9 protein-coding genes are annotated in these 15,306 nt (G+C 61.1%); 5 read left to right on the top strand and 4 right to left on the bottom strand.

The genetic code is table 11. The features are described from left to right. The first annotated feature begins 48 nt into the window (after positions 1-48). From EWM57_RS09610 to EWM57_RS09590, 5 genes are all read left to right on the top strand, one after another. Entirely contained in the window at positions 49-1,482 is a 1,434-nt protein-coding gene (locus EWM57_RS09610) for a SusD/RagB family nutrient-binding outer membrane lipoprotein (protein ID WP_129920931.1), read from the top strand. A 238-nt stretch (positions 1,483-1,720) separates the two neighbouring features. Continuing rightward, a complete protein-coding gene (locus EWM57_RS09605; protein WP_129920930.1) occupies positions 1,721-3,049 on the top strand; it encodes a c-type cytochrome in 1,329 nt (442 codons plus the stop codon). Positions 3,050-3,236: 187 nt separating this feature from the next. Then, a complete protein-coding gene (locus EWM57_RS09600) occupies positions 3,237-6,482 on the top strand; it encodes a SusC/RagA family TonB-linked outer membrane protein (protein ID WP_129920929.1) in 3,246 nt (1,081 codons plus the stop codon). Between the two features lie 21 nt (positions 6,483-6,503). Beyond that, entirely contained in the window at positions 6,504-8,210 is a 1,707-nt protein-coding gene (locus tag EWM57_RS09595) for a SusD/RagB family nutrient-binding outer membrane lipoprotein (RefSeq protein ID WP_165370469.1), read from the top strand. Between the two features lie 38 nt (positions 8,211-8,248). Continuing rightward, positions 8,249-8,860, top strand: coding sequence for a hypothetical protein (locus EWM57_RS09590; RefSeq protein WP_129920927.1), 612 nt, complete (start codon positions 8,249-8,251; stop codon positions 8,858-8,860). A gap of 100 nt (positions 8,861-8,960) precedes the next feature. On the opposite strand, the gene EWM57_RS09585 is transcribed toward EWM57_RS09590, so the two are convergent. From EWM57_RS09585 to lon, 4 genes are all read right to left on the bottom strand, one after another. Continuing rightward, positions 8,961-9,695: an SDR family NAD(P)-dependent oxidoreductase gene (locus EWM57_RS09585; RefSeq protein WP_129920926.1), complete on the bottom strand. Its 735-nt coding sequence runs from the start codon at positions 9,693-9,695 to the stop codon at positions 8,961-8,963. 113 nt (positions 9,696-9,808) lie between these two features. Beyond that, positions 9,809-11,221, bottom strand: coding sequence for an ATP-dependent protease ATPase subunit HslU (gene hslU / locus EWM57_RS09580; RefSeq protein WP_129920925.1), 1,413 nt, complete (start codon positions 11,219-11,221; stop codon positions 9,809-9,811). Between the two features lie 130 nt (positions 11,222-11,351). Then, positions 11,352-12,416, bottom strand: a complete 1,065-nt coding sequence (gene porQ, locus EWM57_RS09575) for a type IX secretion system protein PorQ (RefSeq protein ID WP_129920924.1) — start codon at positions 12,414-12,416, stop codon at positions 11,352-11,354. Between the two features lie 196 nt (positions 12,417-12,612). Further along, positions 12,613-15,069 carry an endopeptidase La gene (gene lon / locus EWM57_RS09570; protein WP_129920962.1) on the bottom strand — a complete coding sequence of 819 codons (2,457 nt, stop codon included), beginning with the start codon at positions 15,067-15,069 and terminating at the stop codon, positions 12,613-12,615. Positions 15,070-15,306: the final 237 nt, after the last annotated feature.

Genomic DNA, 15,306 nt, shown 5'->3' with positions numbered 1-15,306 from the left:
CTCTTCGATTCAACCGACATGCTTTCCAAATACAGCAAAATAGCAGCAATGGCCCTGCCTCTGGCACTGGGTCTAGGCTCTTGCACGAAGGAATTTGAGGCCATCAATACCAACCCGAACAACGCCACTACGGCGAACCCGGCCTATCTTCTGACCAACGCAGAGCGCGCAAACATCTTCCGCCTGTTTGATATTCCTGCCAACCAGGACGGCGGCGAGCTCATCATCCAGCACTGGGCTAAAATCCAGTACACCACCGAAGACCAGTACGGCTTCCGCGCTACTTCCTACCAGAGCATCTGGGACGGTTTCTACGCCGCCGGCCTGCAGGACTTCAACCAGCTGATTGCCATCGGCAAGCAAACCAACAATCCGAACCTGCAAGCTGTAGGTCTGGTGATGCGCAGCTACCTGTTCTCGGTGCTGACCGACCTGTACGGCGACATCCCGTACTCGCAGGCTCTGCGCCTGGGCGAAAACGTGCTGACCCCAAAGTATGACTCGCAGGAAGCCGTATACACCGGCCTGCTGGCTGACCTGAAAAGCGCTTCCAGCCTGATTCAGACCACCGGTGGTGGCGTTGATGGCGACATCATCTTCGGCGGCAACATGGTGAAGTGGCAGAAATTTGCCAACTCGCTGCGTCTGCGTCTGGCCATGCGCATCGTGGATGCCAAGGAAGCTACGGCAAAAGCCGAAATTGCTGAACTGCTCAACGGCACCACGCCGCTGATGACCAGCAACGCGGACATTGCTCAGTTCAAGTTCCTGGGCAGCACGCCCAACACCAACCCGATCTACGAAAACCGCCTGACCCGTGACGACCACCGCATCAGCCGGAGCATCGTTTCGGTACTGCGTCGTCGCAACGACCCGCGTTTGCCTATCTACGCTGATAAGCCAACCTGCGGTGACTCGGCTGCCTTCTACCGTGGCGTTCGGAACGGCCTGACCACGTCGGCTGCTTCGGCCCTGGGCCCTCTGTGCAGCACGTCGAAAGTAGGCGCTTACTTCCTGGCTCCTACCGCTCCCGGCGTACTGCAGACCTACTCGGAGGTTCTGTTCCTGAAAGCTGAGGCTATTGCCCGTGGCTACGTGACCGGCGTTGCTGCCACTGAATACCAGAACGCCATCAAAGCGTCGATGGAGCAGTACGGCATCACCGACGCAGCGGCCATCACGACCTACTTGGCTCAGCCAAACGTGGTGTACAACGCTGCAAACTACAAGGAAAGCATCGGTGTGCAGAAGTGGATTGCTCTCTTCGGTCAAGGCGTAGAAGCCTGGTCGGAGTGGCGCCGTCTGGACTATCCGAAACTGCCCGTTGCCGCTACTCCAGCAGCAGCTGCCGCCGGCAAGATTCCAGTACGCTTCCGTTACCCTGCCAACGAACAGTCTATCAACACGGCTAGCCGTGCGGAAGCTGTGGCCCGTCAGGGTGCTGACCTCATCACCACCAAACTCTGGTGGGATAAGCTCTAAGAGCTGGGGCGACTCCAAGAAAAAGCCTTCCGGAAACGGAAGGCTTTTTTTATTGCCCCCCTCCCTTCCCACCTGCCGCACCACCCCCGAGTCTGGTCTGGTCTGGTCTGAATCAACTGTTCGGGCAATCAGCAGAACGTCGGTATCTTTGAACGAGAGGATACTCAACGGCCGGGACGAACTGACTCGGGCTTACGTTTGTCCTCAGTGTGTAGCTCTCTCACTTCAGCGTAGCGTCTTGAACTTTCTCCTAAAGCTCGGCCAGCAGTATCTTCCCTTCTTCCTGGTGCTGGGCGGCAGTTTGCTCGGTGCCCGGACGAGTCTGGCCCAAAGCGGCCGGCAGGTTACTTACTCGGAGCACATTGCGCCCATCATTGCGGCCAACTGCGCCACCTGCCACAAACCCAACGGGGCTGCCCCCTTCTCCCTGCTCACTTACGCCGACGTAGCCCGGCACGCCACCACCGTTCAGAAAGCTACCGAGGCCCGCTACATGCCGCCGTGGAAGGCCGACCCGCACTACAGCTCCTTTGCCAATGAGCGGCGCCTGAGTCCGGAGCAGATTGCATTGATCAAAACCTGGGTGGAAGCCGGCGCTCCGCAGGGGCGCGACCGGAAACTCAGCAAGGCGGAGCAGCTGCGTCAGTCGCCGCTGGGCCAGCCTGATCTGGTGCTGCGGCCGAAAGCCGCTTTCCGCATCAAGGGCAATGGGCAGGAAAACTTCGTGCTGTTCAAGATTCCCTTTGAGCTATCCGCCGACCAACCCATCCGGGCCCTGGAATTTGTGGCCAACAACAAGCAGTTGCTGCACCATGCCAACTACGCCGTGCAGAGCGTGGGGCCGGAAGTGGATATCTACCAGGGCAACGACATGGTGGAGTCGGACCAGTTTCTGACCAACATGCAGGAGTTTAAGCCCCTGATGCGGGAAGTGGCCTACTACGGGGGCTGGATTCCGGGCAGCACCACCCAGGACTTTCCCAGCGGGGTCGGCTTCACTATGCCCAAGCGCGGCGTGATCCTGCTCACGGTGCACTACGGCCCCTCGGCCATCGACACCACCGACTGGTCGACCATCAACGTCTACTTCGCCAAAGCCCCGATCAAGCGCGAGATCAAAGCCATCAGCATCGGCTCGGCCGGCGTGGGCAATATCACCCCGCCGCTGATTATCCCGGCCGACAGCGTGAAGAAATTCCGAGTGGAGCTCAAAACGGCCCAGGACCTATCGGTGCTCTACGTGTGGCCGCACATGCACTTGCTCGGCAAGTCCTTTAAAGCCTGGGCCACCACGCCCGCCGGGGAGCAGATTCCCTTGGTCAGCATTCCCGACTGGGACTTCCGCTGGCAGGAGGCCTACCGCTTCCGGCAGATGCAGCACCTACCCCAGGGCTCGGTCATCACCGTGGAAGGGCAATATGACAACACGGCCGCCAACCCGAACAATCCGTTTTCGCCGCCCCAGCGCATCATCTCCCAGGATTTGATGGAAACCCGCAGCGAGATGCTGAACCTGATTATGCTGTTTTTGCCCTACCAGCCCGGCGACGAAACCAGGGCGCTGTAATTTTTGCGAAGGGTGTTGTGGAATCATGGCGGCTTGGGCATCACCCTGATAGGGTGGGCGCCCAAGCCGCTTTTTTCTGTCAAGACCCGGCTGAATAGAATAGCTGGACTAGAAAAATTACACTAATTTTAGCAACAAAGGCAGTTCCCCCTTCTTCACCCTATTCTTTCATTTTTCACCTCTTTTCATGAAAAGACTCTTACTACTGAGTTTATTCCTGTCTTTAGCTTTTGTGGGGCGCTCCTGGGCGCAAAACAAGGCTGTGTCGGGAAAAGTCCTCGATGCGGCCAACAATGAAGGCTTGCCCGGGGTAAGCGTGCTGGTCAAAGGCACCTCCATCGGTACGGCCACCAACGCCGACGGCAACTACACCCTGCTCGTACCCGACAATGCCACCACCCTGGTATTCAAGCAGCTGGGCTACACCACCGAGGAGCGGCCCATCGGCGCCAGCAAGACCATTGACGCCGCGCTGAGCATCGACAGCAAGCAGCTCAACGAGGTAGTGGTAACGGCCCTGGGTATCTCCCGCGAGACGCGCGCCCTGGGCTACGCTCTGTCCGAGATTAAGAGCGACCAGGTGGTGCAGAAGTCGGAGCCCGACGTGCTGCGCACGCTCCAGGGCAAGATTCCCGGCGTGAACATCATCAGCTCGAGCGGCGTACCGGGTTCCTCGGCCCGCATCACCATCCGTGGCAACACCTCCCTGCTGGGCAACAACCAGCCCCTATTCGTGGTCGACGGCGTGCCGTACGACAACCGCCAGACCAACTCCGACAACCAGCTCAGCGGCGGCGCGGCCTATTCCAGCCGCACGGCCGATATTGACCCCAACAACATTGAGTCGCTGAACGTGCTGAAGGGCGGTTCGGCCACGGCCCTCTACGGCTCACGGGCCGCCAACGGCGTAATCGTTATTACGACCAAAACCGGCAGCGGCCGCCGCGGCGCCAAGGGCGTGCAGATCGGCTACAACACCTCCTATTCGATTGAGAAGATTGCTGGCCTACCCGACTACCAGAACACCTACGGCTCGGGCAGCCAGTTCAACTACGGCCTAACCAACGGCACCTGGGGCCCACGTTTCGATGGCCGCACCATCGACCACCCCTACTCGTTTGCGGTTAACAACCCCAACAACATCAACAAGCCCGACGTGCTGCTGGGCTTCCCCGAGTTTGCCACCGCCACGGTGCCCTACCAGGCTTACCCCAACAACGTGAAGGACTTCTTCGACACGGGTCACGTGTTCGAAAACTCGGTTTCGCTGGCCGGCACCAGCGACAACGCCACCTTCTCGGCCATCCTGTCGCGCTCCGACAACCAGGGTATGATTCCCAACTCGTTCTTCGTGCGCAACAACGTGAGCGTGGGCGGTACGGGCCACTACAACAAGTTCACGGTCGGCGGCAACGTGGCCTACACCAACTCGTCGCAGCAGGGCCCGCAGCTGGGTGCCAACAACGCCATCGGCAACTCGTCGGCTTTCTCGCGGGTGCTGTTTATGCCCCGCAACATGGACCTGCAGGGCTTGCCCAACACGAACCCTTACAACAACGCCTCGGTATTTGGCTGGCTCACCGGCCAGGCCGACAACCCCGTGTGGTCGACCATCAACAACACCTACACTTCCCGCGTAGACCGGGCCGTACTGAGCGTGAACATGGCCTATGCCTTCAAGGAGTGGCTGACTCTGACTTACCGCGGCGGGGTGAATACCTACACCGACGCACGACGCACGACGGTTCGGCCGGGCTCCGTGGGCTTCGGCGGCCTGGGCAACATCATCGAGGACAACATCCAGAACACCGAGCTGGAGCAGACCCTGCTGCTGGCTTTCGACAAGAACCTGACCGAGGATATCAGCCTGACGGCGACGCTGGGCGTGAATGCCAACCAGCGGACTTTCTCGCAGAACTCGTTCCAGGGCAACAAAATCATCGTCTTCGGCATCGACAACATTGCCAACACGGTGGAGAAAAACTCCCTGGGTGCCGACTTCTCCAAGCGCCGCCTGCTGGGTATTCTCGGCAACGCCACGGTTGGCTACAAGGACTGGGCATTCCTGACCCTGAGCGGCCGCAATGACTTCTCGTCGACGCTGAACCGCAACGGCGTTATCGGCCAGAGCGGCCGGTCTTTCTTCTACCCCAGCGTGGAAGCCTCGGTGGTGTTCACCGAAGCCCTGGGCCTGGACTATTCCTGGCTGAGCATGGGTAAGATTCGCGCCAACGTGGCCCGCACCGGTAACGACGCCTCGCCTTACGATGCCGGCCCAACCCGCTACACCGTGAACCCTGAGTTCGGCAACAACGCCGGCACCAGCACCTTCCCCTTCCTGGGTACGCCCGGTCTGGCCCTGAGCAACACCATCAGCAATCCGGCCCTGACGCCCGAATTTACGCGCGCCATTGAAGGCGGCCTCGACCTGGACTTCTTCAAGAACCGGATCCAGCTTATGGCTACGTACTACGACCGTCTGACCACGAACCAGATTGCTCCCATCTCGCGGCCAGCCAGCACGGGCTTCCTCTACGAGCTGACCAACTTCGGCGCCATTTCCAACAAGGGCGTTGAGCTGGGCCTGACCTTGGTACCCGTTGACGTTAAGGGCTTCCGCTGGAGCAGCACCACCAACTTTACTCACAACAAGAACATCATTGAGCGCCTGGAGCCCGGGGTAAATGCCATCGGTATCGGCAGCTACTTCACGGGTGGGGCCCGCGCCCTGCAGGTCGCCGGCCGCCCTTACGGCGAAATCACGGGTTCGGTAGCCGCCCGCGACGAGGCCGGCAACATCCTGATCAACCCCGCCAACGGCTTCATCATCCGCGCGGCCGACCCCCGGGTTATTGCCAACCCGAACCCGCAGTTCACGATGGGCTTCATCAACTCCTTTACCTACAAAGGCCTGACCCTGAGCACCGTCATTGATTACCGCAAAGGTGGCGACCTGTACAGCACCACAATTCAGCAGCTGCTGGGCCGCGGCGTAACCAAGGACACCGAGGACCGCGACAAGACGGTTATCATCAAAGGCGTGTACGGCAACCCCGACACCCGTCAGCCGCTGAGCGACACCAACGGTGGCGGCCCGAACCGGACGGCCATCACCCTCAACGACCTGTACTTCGGCAACGCCGCCATCAACAGCGCCGATGAGTTCTCGATTTACGACGCCACCACCGTGCGTCTGCGCGAAATAACGCTGGGCTACGACGTGCCCCAGAAGCTGCTCGCCAAGACTCCGATTGGCAACGTGAACATCTCCGTATCGGGCCGCAACCTGTACTGGTACTCGCCAAACCTGCCGAAGTACACCAACTTCGACCCCGAAACCAGCACCTTCGGCGCCAGCAATGCGCAGGGCTTTGAATATACCAACGCGCCTTCCTCGCGCCGGTATGGCGTCAACCTGCGCGTTACCTTCTAAAATATGGCTTCTCCAAGTTCAATGAATACGTTCCGTAAAGCTTCCGTTGCCATTGCCCTGATGGGCTTGCTGGCGACCAATACCGGCTGCAGCGACTTCTTTAAAGTCAATGTGGACCCCCTGAACCCTTCGACGGCCCGCCTGAGCGACGTGCTACCCGTTACGCAGGTGGCTATGGGCACCTACATGGGCTTCAGCGTCAATGGCCTGAGCCAGTACACCTCGGCCCTGATGCAGCAGCTCTCCTCGACCCGCGGCATCGGCTCGTTCCAGCAAACCGGCGACTCGTTCTCGACCCAGTGGTCGGGCCTGTACGCCGACATGCTCAGCAACAACCAGCAGATCATCAAGCAGGGCACCGACGAGCAGGCCTGGAGCTACGTGGGCGTGGCTGAGCTGCAAAAGGCTTTCGTGGTCAGCCAGATGGTGGATATGTGGGGCGACATTCCCTACTCCGAGTCGCTGCTAGGCTCCAACAACCGGGCGCCAAAGTTCGACAAGGCCAGCGACGTGTATGAGGACGTGTTCCGCCTCATCGACTCGGGCATTGCCAACCTGGGCAAGTCCTCGACCCGCACCATCGGCGCCGACGATTTGATCTACAACGGCGACCTAGCCAAGTGGGCCCGCTTCGGCCGCACGCTCAAGCTCAAGCTCTACAACCAGATTCGTCTGACCCGCGACGTGAGCAGTGAGGTTAACGTCCTCATCAGTGCCCCCACGACGCTGATGCAGCCCGGCGACGACTTCGAGTTGAAGTACGGGGCCTCCACCCAGCCCGACAACCGCAACCTGGGTTACATCGGCGACTACGTCAACTCCGGCCGCGAGAATACGATTGGCAAGTACTTTTTCGACCTGATGACCAACAACCGGGACCCCCGGATCAAGTACTACTTCTACAACCAAGCCACTGGTCCGGTTTCCATTGCCGACTACCAGCCCTCGGGCAGCAACTTCGTGACGGTACGCTTCGGTAGCACCGGGACCAATGCCAGCGCCAACAACTCCAGCGTGCGCACCTTGCCCGGCCTCTACCCCGTGGGCGGCCGCTACGATGCGGGCGGCGGCGGCAACGCCACTTCCCAGTACGGCAAGGGCGTAGTAGCCCAGCGCCTGCTGACCTACTTCAGCCGCAAGTTCACTGAAGCCGAGCTTCAGCTGACCGTGCTCAACAACCCCGATAAGGCCAAGGAAGCCTATGTGGAGGCCATCACGGCCAGCTTCCGCAAGTTGAACGCCATTGCCGCCGCCGAGGGCATCCCGAACACGGTACCGTTCCAGCCCGCCCCGGTACTCGTGCCGCAGATTCCGGACGTTGACAATACCTCGACCCAGAACCCGAGCATCAGCAAGTACATCAACGGTAACCCCGCGGCTCCCGTGGGCGCCGTGCAGCGCTTCGACAACGTGGCGGCCAACGCCAAGCTCAAGGCCATCATGACCGAGAAGTACGTGGCCAGCTTCGGCTTCGGCATGGACGCCTACACCGACTTCCGCCGTACGGGTTACCCCAACCTCACGGTGCCCCAGTCCGACAAAACCGGCAACCCCTTCGACATGGCCCTACCGCCCGGCGAAGTCGACGACAACGACGCGCAGACCGTCAGCCAGGGTTCGTTCCCGCGCCGCCTGACCTACCAGCTGTCGGAGCTGCAACTCAACCCCAACGCTCCGGGCCAGCCGAACGTGGTGACGGATAAAATTTTCTGGGACAAGCGTAATTAATGCGCGTCCACTTCTGTTGCATTGACTTCAAACCTGATATGAAAAAGCTTCTCTTCATCCTGGCTACCCTGGTCTCGACCACTGGCCTGCTGTCTTCCTGCAAGGACGAGAGCAAGGACCCGCTGCCCGACGTGCAGTACGCCCCCGTTATTTTCCCCAAGTTCACCGAAGGCAAGTCGACGTTTGATTACGACCTGATCCGGACCCAGCCACCGTACCCGCCCGGGTTTGTGCTGCCCGAAATCGAATTCACGTTTGACCCCGGCGACCAGCGCGACATCAAGCTGGCGGCCGTGGAGGTGTACAAAACCTTCCGCCGGACCAACGCTACTTCGGTCGACAACAGCCCCCGGGTGTTCGTGGGCAGCTACAGCACGTTCCCGGCCACGGTTCGCATCAACGGTGACGATGCCATTGCCGGCATCAAGCGCCTGGTGGGCGGCGCCATGACGCCCCTGGTGAAAAACACCTTCGTACCCCGCGGCGTACTGGCTCCTGATGCCTTCGTGTTCACCTTCGAATACGTGCTCCAGGACGGCAGCCGGATCATCCTGACTCCCGAAACCAAGACGGGTCTGGACAAGGGCATTGCCACCGGCGCCCAGGCCAACGCTCCGTTTGCGGCCGTGGCGCAGATTGTTAAAAAGTAGCTTCCCGACTCCGGCCGCCAGCTGGAATCAGTTCAGTAAAAAAGCCGGCTTCCCTAAGGGAAGTCGGCTTTTTTGTTGGCTTTACACACTGAAAATTGGCTTACTCGTCGATGTCGGGCAGACGCAGCAATACGGCTTCCGCCGCCGGGGCCGGCCGCTGCAGCCAAGCCAGAATCTTGGCCGCCACGGCTTCCGGCGTAGCCAGCTGCCCTTGGCTGTGCAGGGCCTCGAAGCGCGGGGCCTCACTGAACTGCCGGGCGTCGGCAGCCCGGATCTGCTCCTGCATGGCCGTGTCGAGCACGCCCGGCGAGAGGCTGCGCAGCCGGATGCCCGAGCTGCGCAGGTCCTGCTCCTTCTGGGCCGTCAGCGTGAGGGCTTCCAGGGCGGCTTTTGAGGCGCAGTAGGCACTCCAGCCGTCTACGGGGCGCTGGGCGGCCCCGCTGCTGATGTTGAGCACCGTGCGCGGAACGGGCAGGGCGTGGTAGGTGCGGATAAACGTGTTCATGAGCATGGCCGGCGCAATGACGTTCACATCGAACACGAAGTTGAAGTGGTCATTGGCCTGCTCACCCAAATACCCGATTTCGCCCAGCACGGCCGCGTTGTTGATGAGCGTGATGCTGGCCGCGTCGGGACAGGCGGGAAACACCTTGTGCAGGTTGCTTTCCACGGCCAGAATGTCGGACAAATCCAGGGGCTGGTGGTGGTAGCGGGCGTGCTCGATGGTAGCGTGCCGCGACACGCCAATAACGCTGGTACCCGGCTCGTGCAGAATAGCTTCGGCCAGGGCCTTGCCCAAGCCTCGACTGGGCCCCGTGATGATATAGTAGTGCATTGGTGAAATGTGAGGTGGTGAAATGGTGAGTTGTTTTACTGACCCTCCCGGCGCAGGTTACGCCAATCCACACCAACCGAACGTCAAACGCCCCATTTCACCACCTCACCACCTCAGAGAATGTACTGGCTCAGGTCGCGGTTGCGGACCATGTCGCGCAGGCGCTCTTCGACCAGCTCCCGAGTGATGAGGATACGGGCGTGGGCACTGATGCGGTCCGGCACGTCGAACAGGATGTCGTTGAGCAGGCGGCTCATCACCGTGTTCAGGCGGCGGGCCCCGATGTTTTCCACTTCGGAGTTAACCTCGAAGGCAATTTCGGCCAGGCGCTCCAGGGCTGCATCATCAAACGTGAGCTCCACGTCCTCGGCCTGCAGCAGGGCTTCGTACTGCTTGGTGAGGGCGTTTTTGGGGTCTTTCAGAATCAGGTAGAAGTCGTCCTTGGTCAGGCTCTGCAGCTCCACCCGGATGGGGAAGCGGCCCTGCAACTCCGGAATCAGGTCACTGGGCTTGGCGACGTGAAAGGCGCCGGCGGCAATAAACAGGATGTGGTCGGTGTTGATGATACCGTACTTAGTGCTCACGGCCGAACCTTCCACGATGGGCAGCAGGTCGCGCTGCACGCCTTCCCGGCTCACGTCGGGGCCGCTGCCCCCACCCTTGCCGCTGCGGCTGGCCACCTTATCGATTTCGTCGATGAAGATGATGCCCGCGTTTTCGGCCTGGCGGATGGCTTCGTCCTTGACCTCGTCCATGTCGATAAGCTTGGCGGCCTCCTCGTCGAGCAGCAGCTTACGGGCCTCGGCGATGGTGACGTTGCGCTTGCGGGTTTTTTTGGGCAGCATCCCGCTGAGCATATCCTGCAGGCCCGCCATGGAAGCTTCGTCCATGCCCCCGGGGGCGCCCATCACCCCAATGCCGGGGGCGTTGTTTTGCTGCACTTTGATATCGATTTTGCGCTCATCCAGCTCCCCGCTGCGGATTTTGAGGCGGAATTTCTCCCGGGTCCGCTCGTTGAGCTCCTGGTCGGAGTCGGGCATGCCGCTGCCGTCGGCACTGCCGAAGCCCACGGAGGATTTCACGCCGCCGCTGCCCGTAACGGGCGGAATCAGCGCGTCGAGGATGATGTCTTCCACGGCCTGGGCCGCTTTGACCTTCACTTCCTCCTTACGGCGCTGCTTGACCAGGTTGACCGACTGCTCCACCAGGTCGCGCACCATGCTTTCCACGTCGCGGCCCACGTAGCCAACTTCGGTGAACTTGGAGGCCTCGACTTTGGTGAACGGCGCCCCGGCAATGCTGGCCAGGCGGCGGGCAATTTCGGTTTTGCCCACGCCCGTGGAGCCAATCATGAGGATGTTGTTGGGCACGATTTCGCGCTGCATGTCCAGGGGCGCGTGCAGGCGGCGCCAGCGGTTGCGCAGGGCAATGGCCACGTGGCGCTTGGCCTCGTGCTGGCCGATAATGTACTTATCGAGCTCGGCCACAATCTGGGCGGGCGTGAGAAAGGAAGCGGCGTCTAGCATAGAGGGGATAAAGACGGGAACAGAAAAAGGCGGCCACGCACGGCCGGGCATCCTCTCAACGTAGCACGGCGCGCGTGGTTAGCAGGAATTGGCCGGCAGCATAACCGGCCCGCGGCCCGGGAGTTAGTCCTTAATCGTTCTTTTTGAAGAGCGAATCAATGTTGCGGGCTACGGTGAAGTAGTTGGCTCCGCCCGCGGCGTGAATGGAGGCGTGGGTGTAGTCGAACTGGAACTGGCTGATGCGCACCATCACCCCGAAGCTCAGGCCGGCGCCCCCGGACGTGTTTTCGAGGCGCAGCTCCCGGCGCTGCAGGTGGTTGTAGCCCACGCGCAGGTTCAGGTTCTTGCCCAGAATCAGCTCCCCACCCACCACGAAGTGGCGCGCAATCTTGTCGCCGAGCGACTTTTTAGGCTTCTTCTCCTCGTTGTTCTCGTCGAGCTGCCCGCGCACGTTGGGGTCGAGATACACAATGTCGAGCTGCTGGAGGTGGTGGGCCGTGATGGAAAAACGCAGCGGCATGTGCTCGGGCTTAAACGAGGTACCCAGCTGCACGTCGAGCGGCATGGGCTCCCGGCCGGCTCCGGCGTAAGGTCGCAGCTGCACGCCCGCATTTTTCACGGCCAGCCCCACCGTAAAATCCTGGGCGGGGTGCTTGAACACGCCCCCCACGTCGGCCAGGGCGCCCACGGAGTGGTTGCCGGCAATGCCCGACACGGCCAGCTTGAGCGTACCGCCGACGGTGATGTTGCCGCTGGTGTAGGAATCGGAGCCCTGCAGGGCGTATTCGTTCACGCTGAACGAGCCCAGGCTGTTGCCGGCGGCGTCGAACTGCTCAAACTCGCCGTAGTTGAGGTACGTCAGCCCCACGCCGATGCGGCCCAGGCGTTGGGTGTTGAAGGCGTAGGCAGCCGTGCTTTGCTTGATGTCGGCCAGGTAATCAACGTAGCTCAGGGCCAGGCGGCCGTCCATGTCGGCGTTGAGCAGGGCCGGGTTGCCGAAAATCATGGTCGGATCAGCGTCACGAGCCGACACGTTGACGCCGCCCAGGGCAGCAATCTTGGCGCTGGGCGCCAGGTTCAGAAACGAAAACGCCTGCTGCCCGCCAATCTGCGCGGCAGCGGGCCGGGCGGCACCCCCAGCCAAGCCCAAAGAAAATACCAGATAAGCAGCGCGGCGGCGTAATAGTCGATTCATACCTCTAAGATACGGGGTTTCGGGGGTTGCCCGATAAGACGCCCAGGCCCGTCGTTTTATTGTGCAAGAAGCCCCCGGAGCCTTAAGCAGCTGCGTCGGCACGATAAGGCCGCCTCCCTGCCCAAAAGCACTTGGAGGAAAGCAGGAAGGCGGCCTCAATGCCCAAAAAAAGAGTTCGGCCGAACGTATTACCGCCTTACGACACCTCCACACTGGGCCCGGCGGCCGGCGTGGGCTCGTCGCGCACCACCAGCTTCATGGGGTGGGCTACCAGCTCGTCGAGCAAGGCCACCTTAAGCACGTCGTCGACCCGGTCGGCGTAGTGGATATTCAGGTCCTTCACGTACTCGGCCGGAATTTCGTCGATGTCCTTGCGGTTTTTGTGGCACAGGATAATGTCGCGCACCCCGGCCCGCTTGGCGGCCAAAATCTTCTCCTTGATGCCGCCCACCGGCAGCACCTTGCCGCGCAGGGTGATTTCGCCGGTCATGGCCAAATGGCTGCGGATTTTGCGCTGGGTAAACACCGAGGCAATGCTGGTGAAGATGGCAATGCCGGCGCTGGGGCCGTCCTTGGGCACGGCGCCCTCGGGGAAGTGAATGTGCAGGTCGTACTGGTCGAAGAGGCGGTAGTCGATGCCCAGTTCCTCGGCCCGGCTGCGCAGGTAGCTCAGGGCCGTTACGGCCGACTCCTTCATCACGTCGCCGAGCTGCCCGCTGAGGGTGAGCTTGCCCCGGCCGCGGCTGAGCAGGCTTTCGATAAACAAAATGTCGCCGCCCACGCTCGTCCAAGCCAGGCCCGTGACCACGCCGGCCGTCTCGTTGTCCTGGTAAATGTCCCGGTCGAAGGTGGCCGCACCCAGGATTTTGGTGATGTCCTTGGGCTCGAGCGTCTCGGGAAAGGCCTCCTTCATGGCCTTGTGCTTGGCAATGTTGCGGGTGACGGCTCCGAGCTTGCGCTCCAGGCTGCGCACCCCGCTTTCCCGGGTGTAGTCGTCGATGACGCGCTGCAGGGCGGCGGTGGTGATGCCCACGTCCTTCTGGCTCAGGCCGTGCTCGGTGAGCTGCTTAGGCCAGAGGTGCTTTTTGGCAATCTGGGTTTTCTCCTCCAGGGTGTAGCCGGTCAAATCAATGATTTCCATCCGGTCGCGCAACGCGGGCTGAATGGTATCCAGGGAGTTGGCGGTAGCAATGAAGAGCACCTTCGAGAGGTCGTACTCCACCTCCAGGTAGTTATCGGTGAACGTGGAGTTCTGCTCCGGGTCCAGCACTTCGAGCAGGGCCGAAGAAGGGTCGCCGCGGAAGTCGGAGGCAATCTTGTCGATTTCGTCGAGCACGATGACCGGATTCGAGGCCCCGGCTTTTTTAATCTGGGCAATGATGCGGCCCGGCATGGCGCCCACGTAGGTTTTGCGATGCCCGCGAATTTCGGCCTCGTCGCGCACCCCGCCCAAACTCATGCGCACGTACTTACGACCCAGGCTGTGGGCAATGCTGCGGCCCAGGCTGGTTTTGCCCACGCCGGGCGGGCCGTAGAGGCACAGAATCGGGGCTTTCAGGTCCTGCTTGAGCTTGAGCACGGCCAGGTACTCGATGATGCGCTCCTTGACCTTTTCCATGCCGTAGTGGTCGGCATCGAGGATTTTGCGGGTGCGCTTGAGGTTGAAGTTGTCCTTGGTGTACTCCGCCCAGGGCAGGTCGAGCAGAAACTCCACGTAGTTCACGCTCACCGGGTATTCGGCGGCCTGCGGGTTGATGCGGGCCAGCTTTTCGAGCTCCTTACTGAAGTGCTTGGCCACGGTTTCGGGCCACTTCTTGTCTTTGGCCCGCTGGCGCAGCTTTTCCACCTCCTGGTCGGGCCCGTCGAAGCCGAGCTCGTCCTGGAGCACCTTGATCTGCTGGCGCAGGAAATAGTCGCGCTGCTGCTGGTCGATGTCGGTATGGACCTTGGTCTGGATTTCCTGCTTGATTTCGAGCAGCTGGATTTCCTTGAGCATCATTTCCAGCAGCATCGTGCCGCGCTCCACGCCGTCGTTGATTTCGAGCAGCTTCTGCTTAAGGCCGACTTCGACGTTGATGTTGGACGACAAGAAGTGGGTCAGAAACGATGGGGACTCGATATTATCCAGGGCTACCTGGGCTTCCTGCGGAATCTCAGGGTTGAGCTTGAGCATCTTGGCCGCCGCGTCCTTGAGCGTGCTCACCAGGCCCTTCACTTCCTTCGACATCTTGCTCGGAAACACCTCGGGCAGGTAGCTGACCCGCGCCATCAGGTAGGGCGTGTCCTGGGTCTGTTCCTCAATCCGGAAGCGGCTCTGGCCCTGGATGATGATGGTCGTGTTGCCGTCGGGTAGCACCAGCAGCTTCAGGATCTTGGCCATGGTCCCCACCTTGTAGAGGTCGGCCAGGGCCGGGTCGTCGCTTTGGGTGTTCTTTTGGGCCACCACGCCCACGATTTTGTTGCCCCGGTAGGCCTTGCGTACCAGCCGGATGCTCTTTTTGCGGGTGACCGTGACGGGCAGCACCACGCCCGGAAACAGCACCGTATTGCGCACCGGCAGCAACGCCAGGATTTCGGGGGCATCCTGCTCACCGAGGGTCTGATCAGGGTCGGCGGCTACGATGGAAACCACTTCGGCGGGGTCATCGGTCATCAGCAACAGGGAGGACAAGGCGGATTTTGGCAAAATACGGGGCTTCAGGAGCGGGCAATAAAACGAGGGCGGTGTCAGAATGACAGCCTGCTGGGGCAGGGAAGCTCCGTTTCAAGGCGGAGCTTCCGAAGATACTGTTTTGACAAGCGCCATGCCACCACCCCGGGCAGCTTATTTCGGACCGGCAAGCCCGACAAGGCGGCACAGCTTCCGGCCGTTCCGGCAGACGCGGCCGGC

Origin of the sequence: Hymenobacter persicinus, assembly GCF_004167665.1 — a bacterium.
GTDB lineage: Bacteria > Bacteroidota > Bacteroidia > Cytophagales > Hymenobacteraceae > Hymenobacter > Hymenobacter persicinus.
Note: the sequence above shows the minus strand (reverse complement) of the source record. Positions and strands in the feature narration are given on the sequence as shown.

What these genes read in the sequence shown, in the direction of transcription:
- EWM57_RS09610 (WP_129920931.1), top strand. Translation starts at nt 49, where the DNA reads ATGGCCCTGCCTCTGGCACTGGGTCTAGGCTCTTGCACGAAGGAATTT.
- EWM57_RS09600 (WP_129920929.1), top strand. Translation starts at nt 3,237, where the DNA reads ATGAAAAGACTCTTACTACTGAGTTTATTCCTGTCTTTAGCTTTTGTG.
- EWM57_RS09595 (WP_165370469.1), top strand. Translation starts at nt 6,504, where the DNA reads ATGAATACGTTCCGTAAAGCTTCCGTTGCCATTGCCCTGATGGGCTTG.
- EWM57_RS09590 (WP_129920927.1), top strand. Translation starts at nt 8,249, where the DNA reads ATGAAAAAGCTTCTCTTCATCCTGGCTACCCTGGTCTCGACCACTGGC.
- EWM57_RS09585 (WP_129920926.1), bottom strand. Translation starts at nt 9,695, where the DNA reads ATGCACTACTATATCATCACGGGGCCCAGTCGAGGCTTGGGCAAGGCC.
- hslU (WP_129920925.1), bottom strand. Translation starts at nt 11,221, where the DNA reads ATGCTAGACGCCGCTTCCTTTCTCACGCCCGCCCAGATTGTGGCCGAG.
- porQ (WP_129920924.1), bottom strand. Translation starts at nt 12,416, where the DNA reads ATGAATCGACTATTACGCCGCCGCGCTGCTTATCTGGTATTTTCTTTG.
- lon (WP_129920962.1), bottom strand. Translation starts at nt 15,069, where the DNA reads ATGACCGATGACCCCGCCGAAGTGGTTTCCATCGTAGCCGCCGACCCT.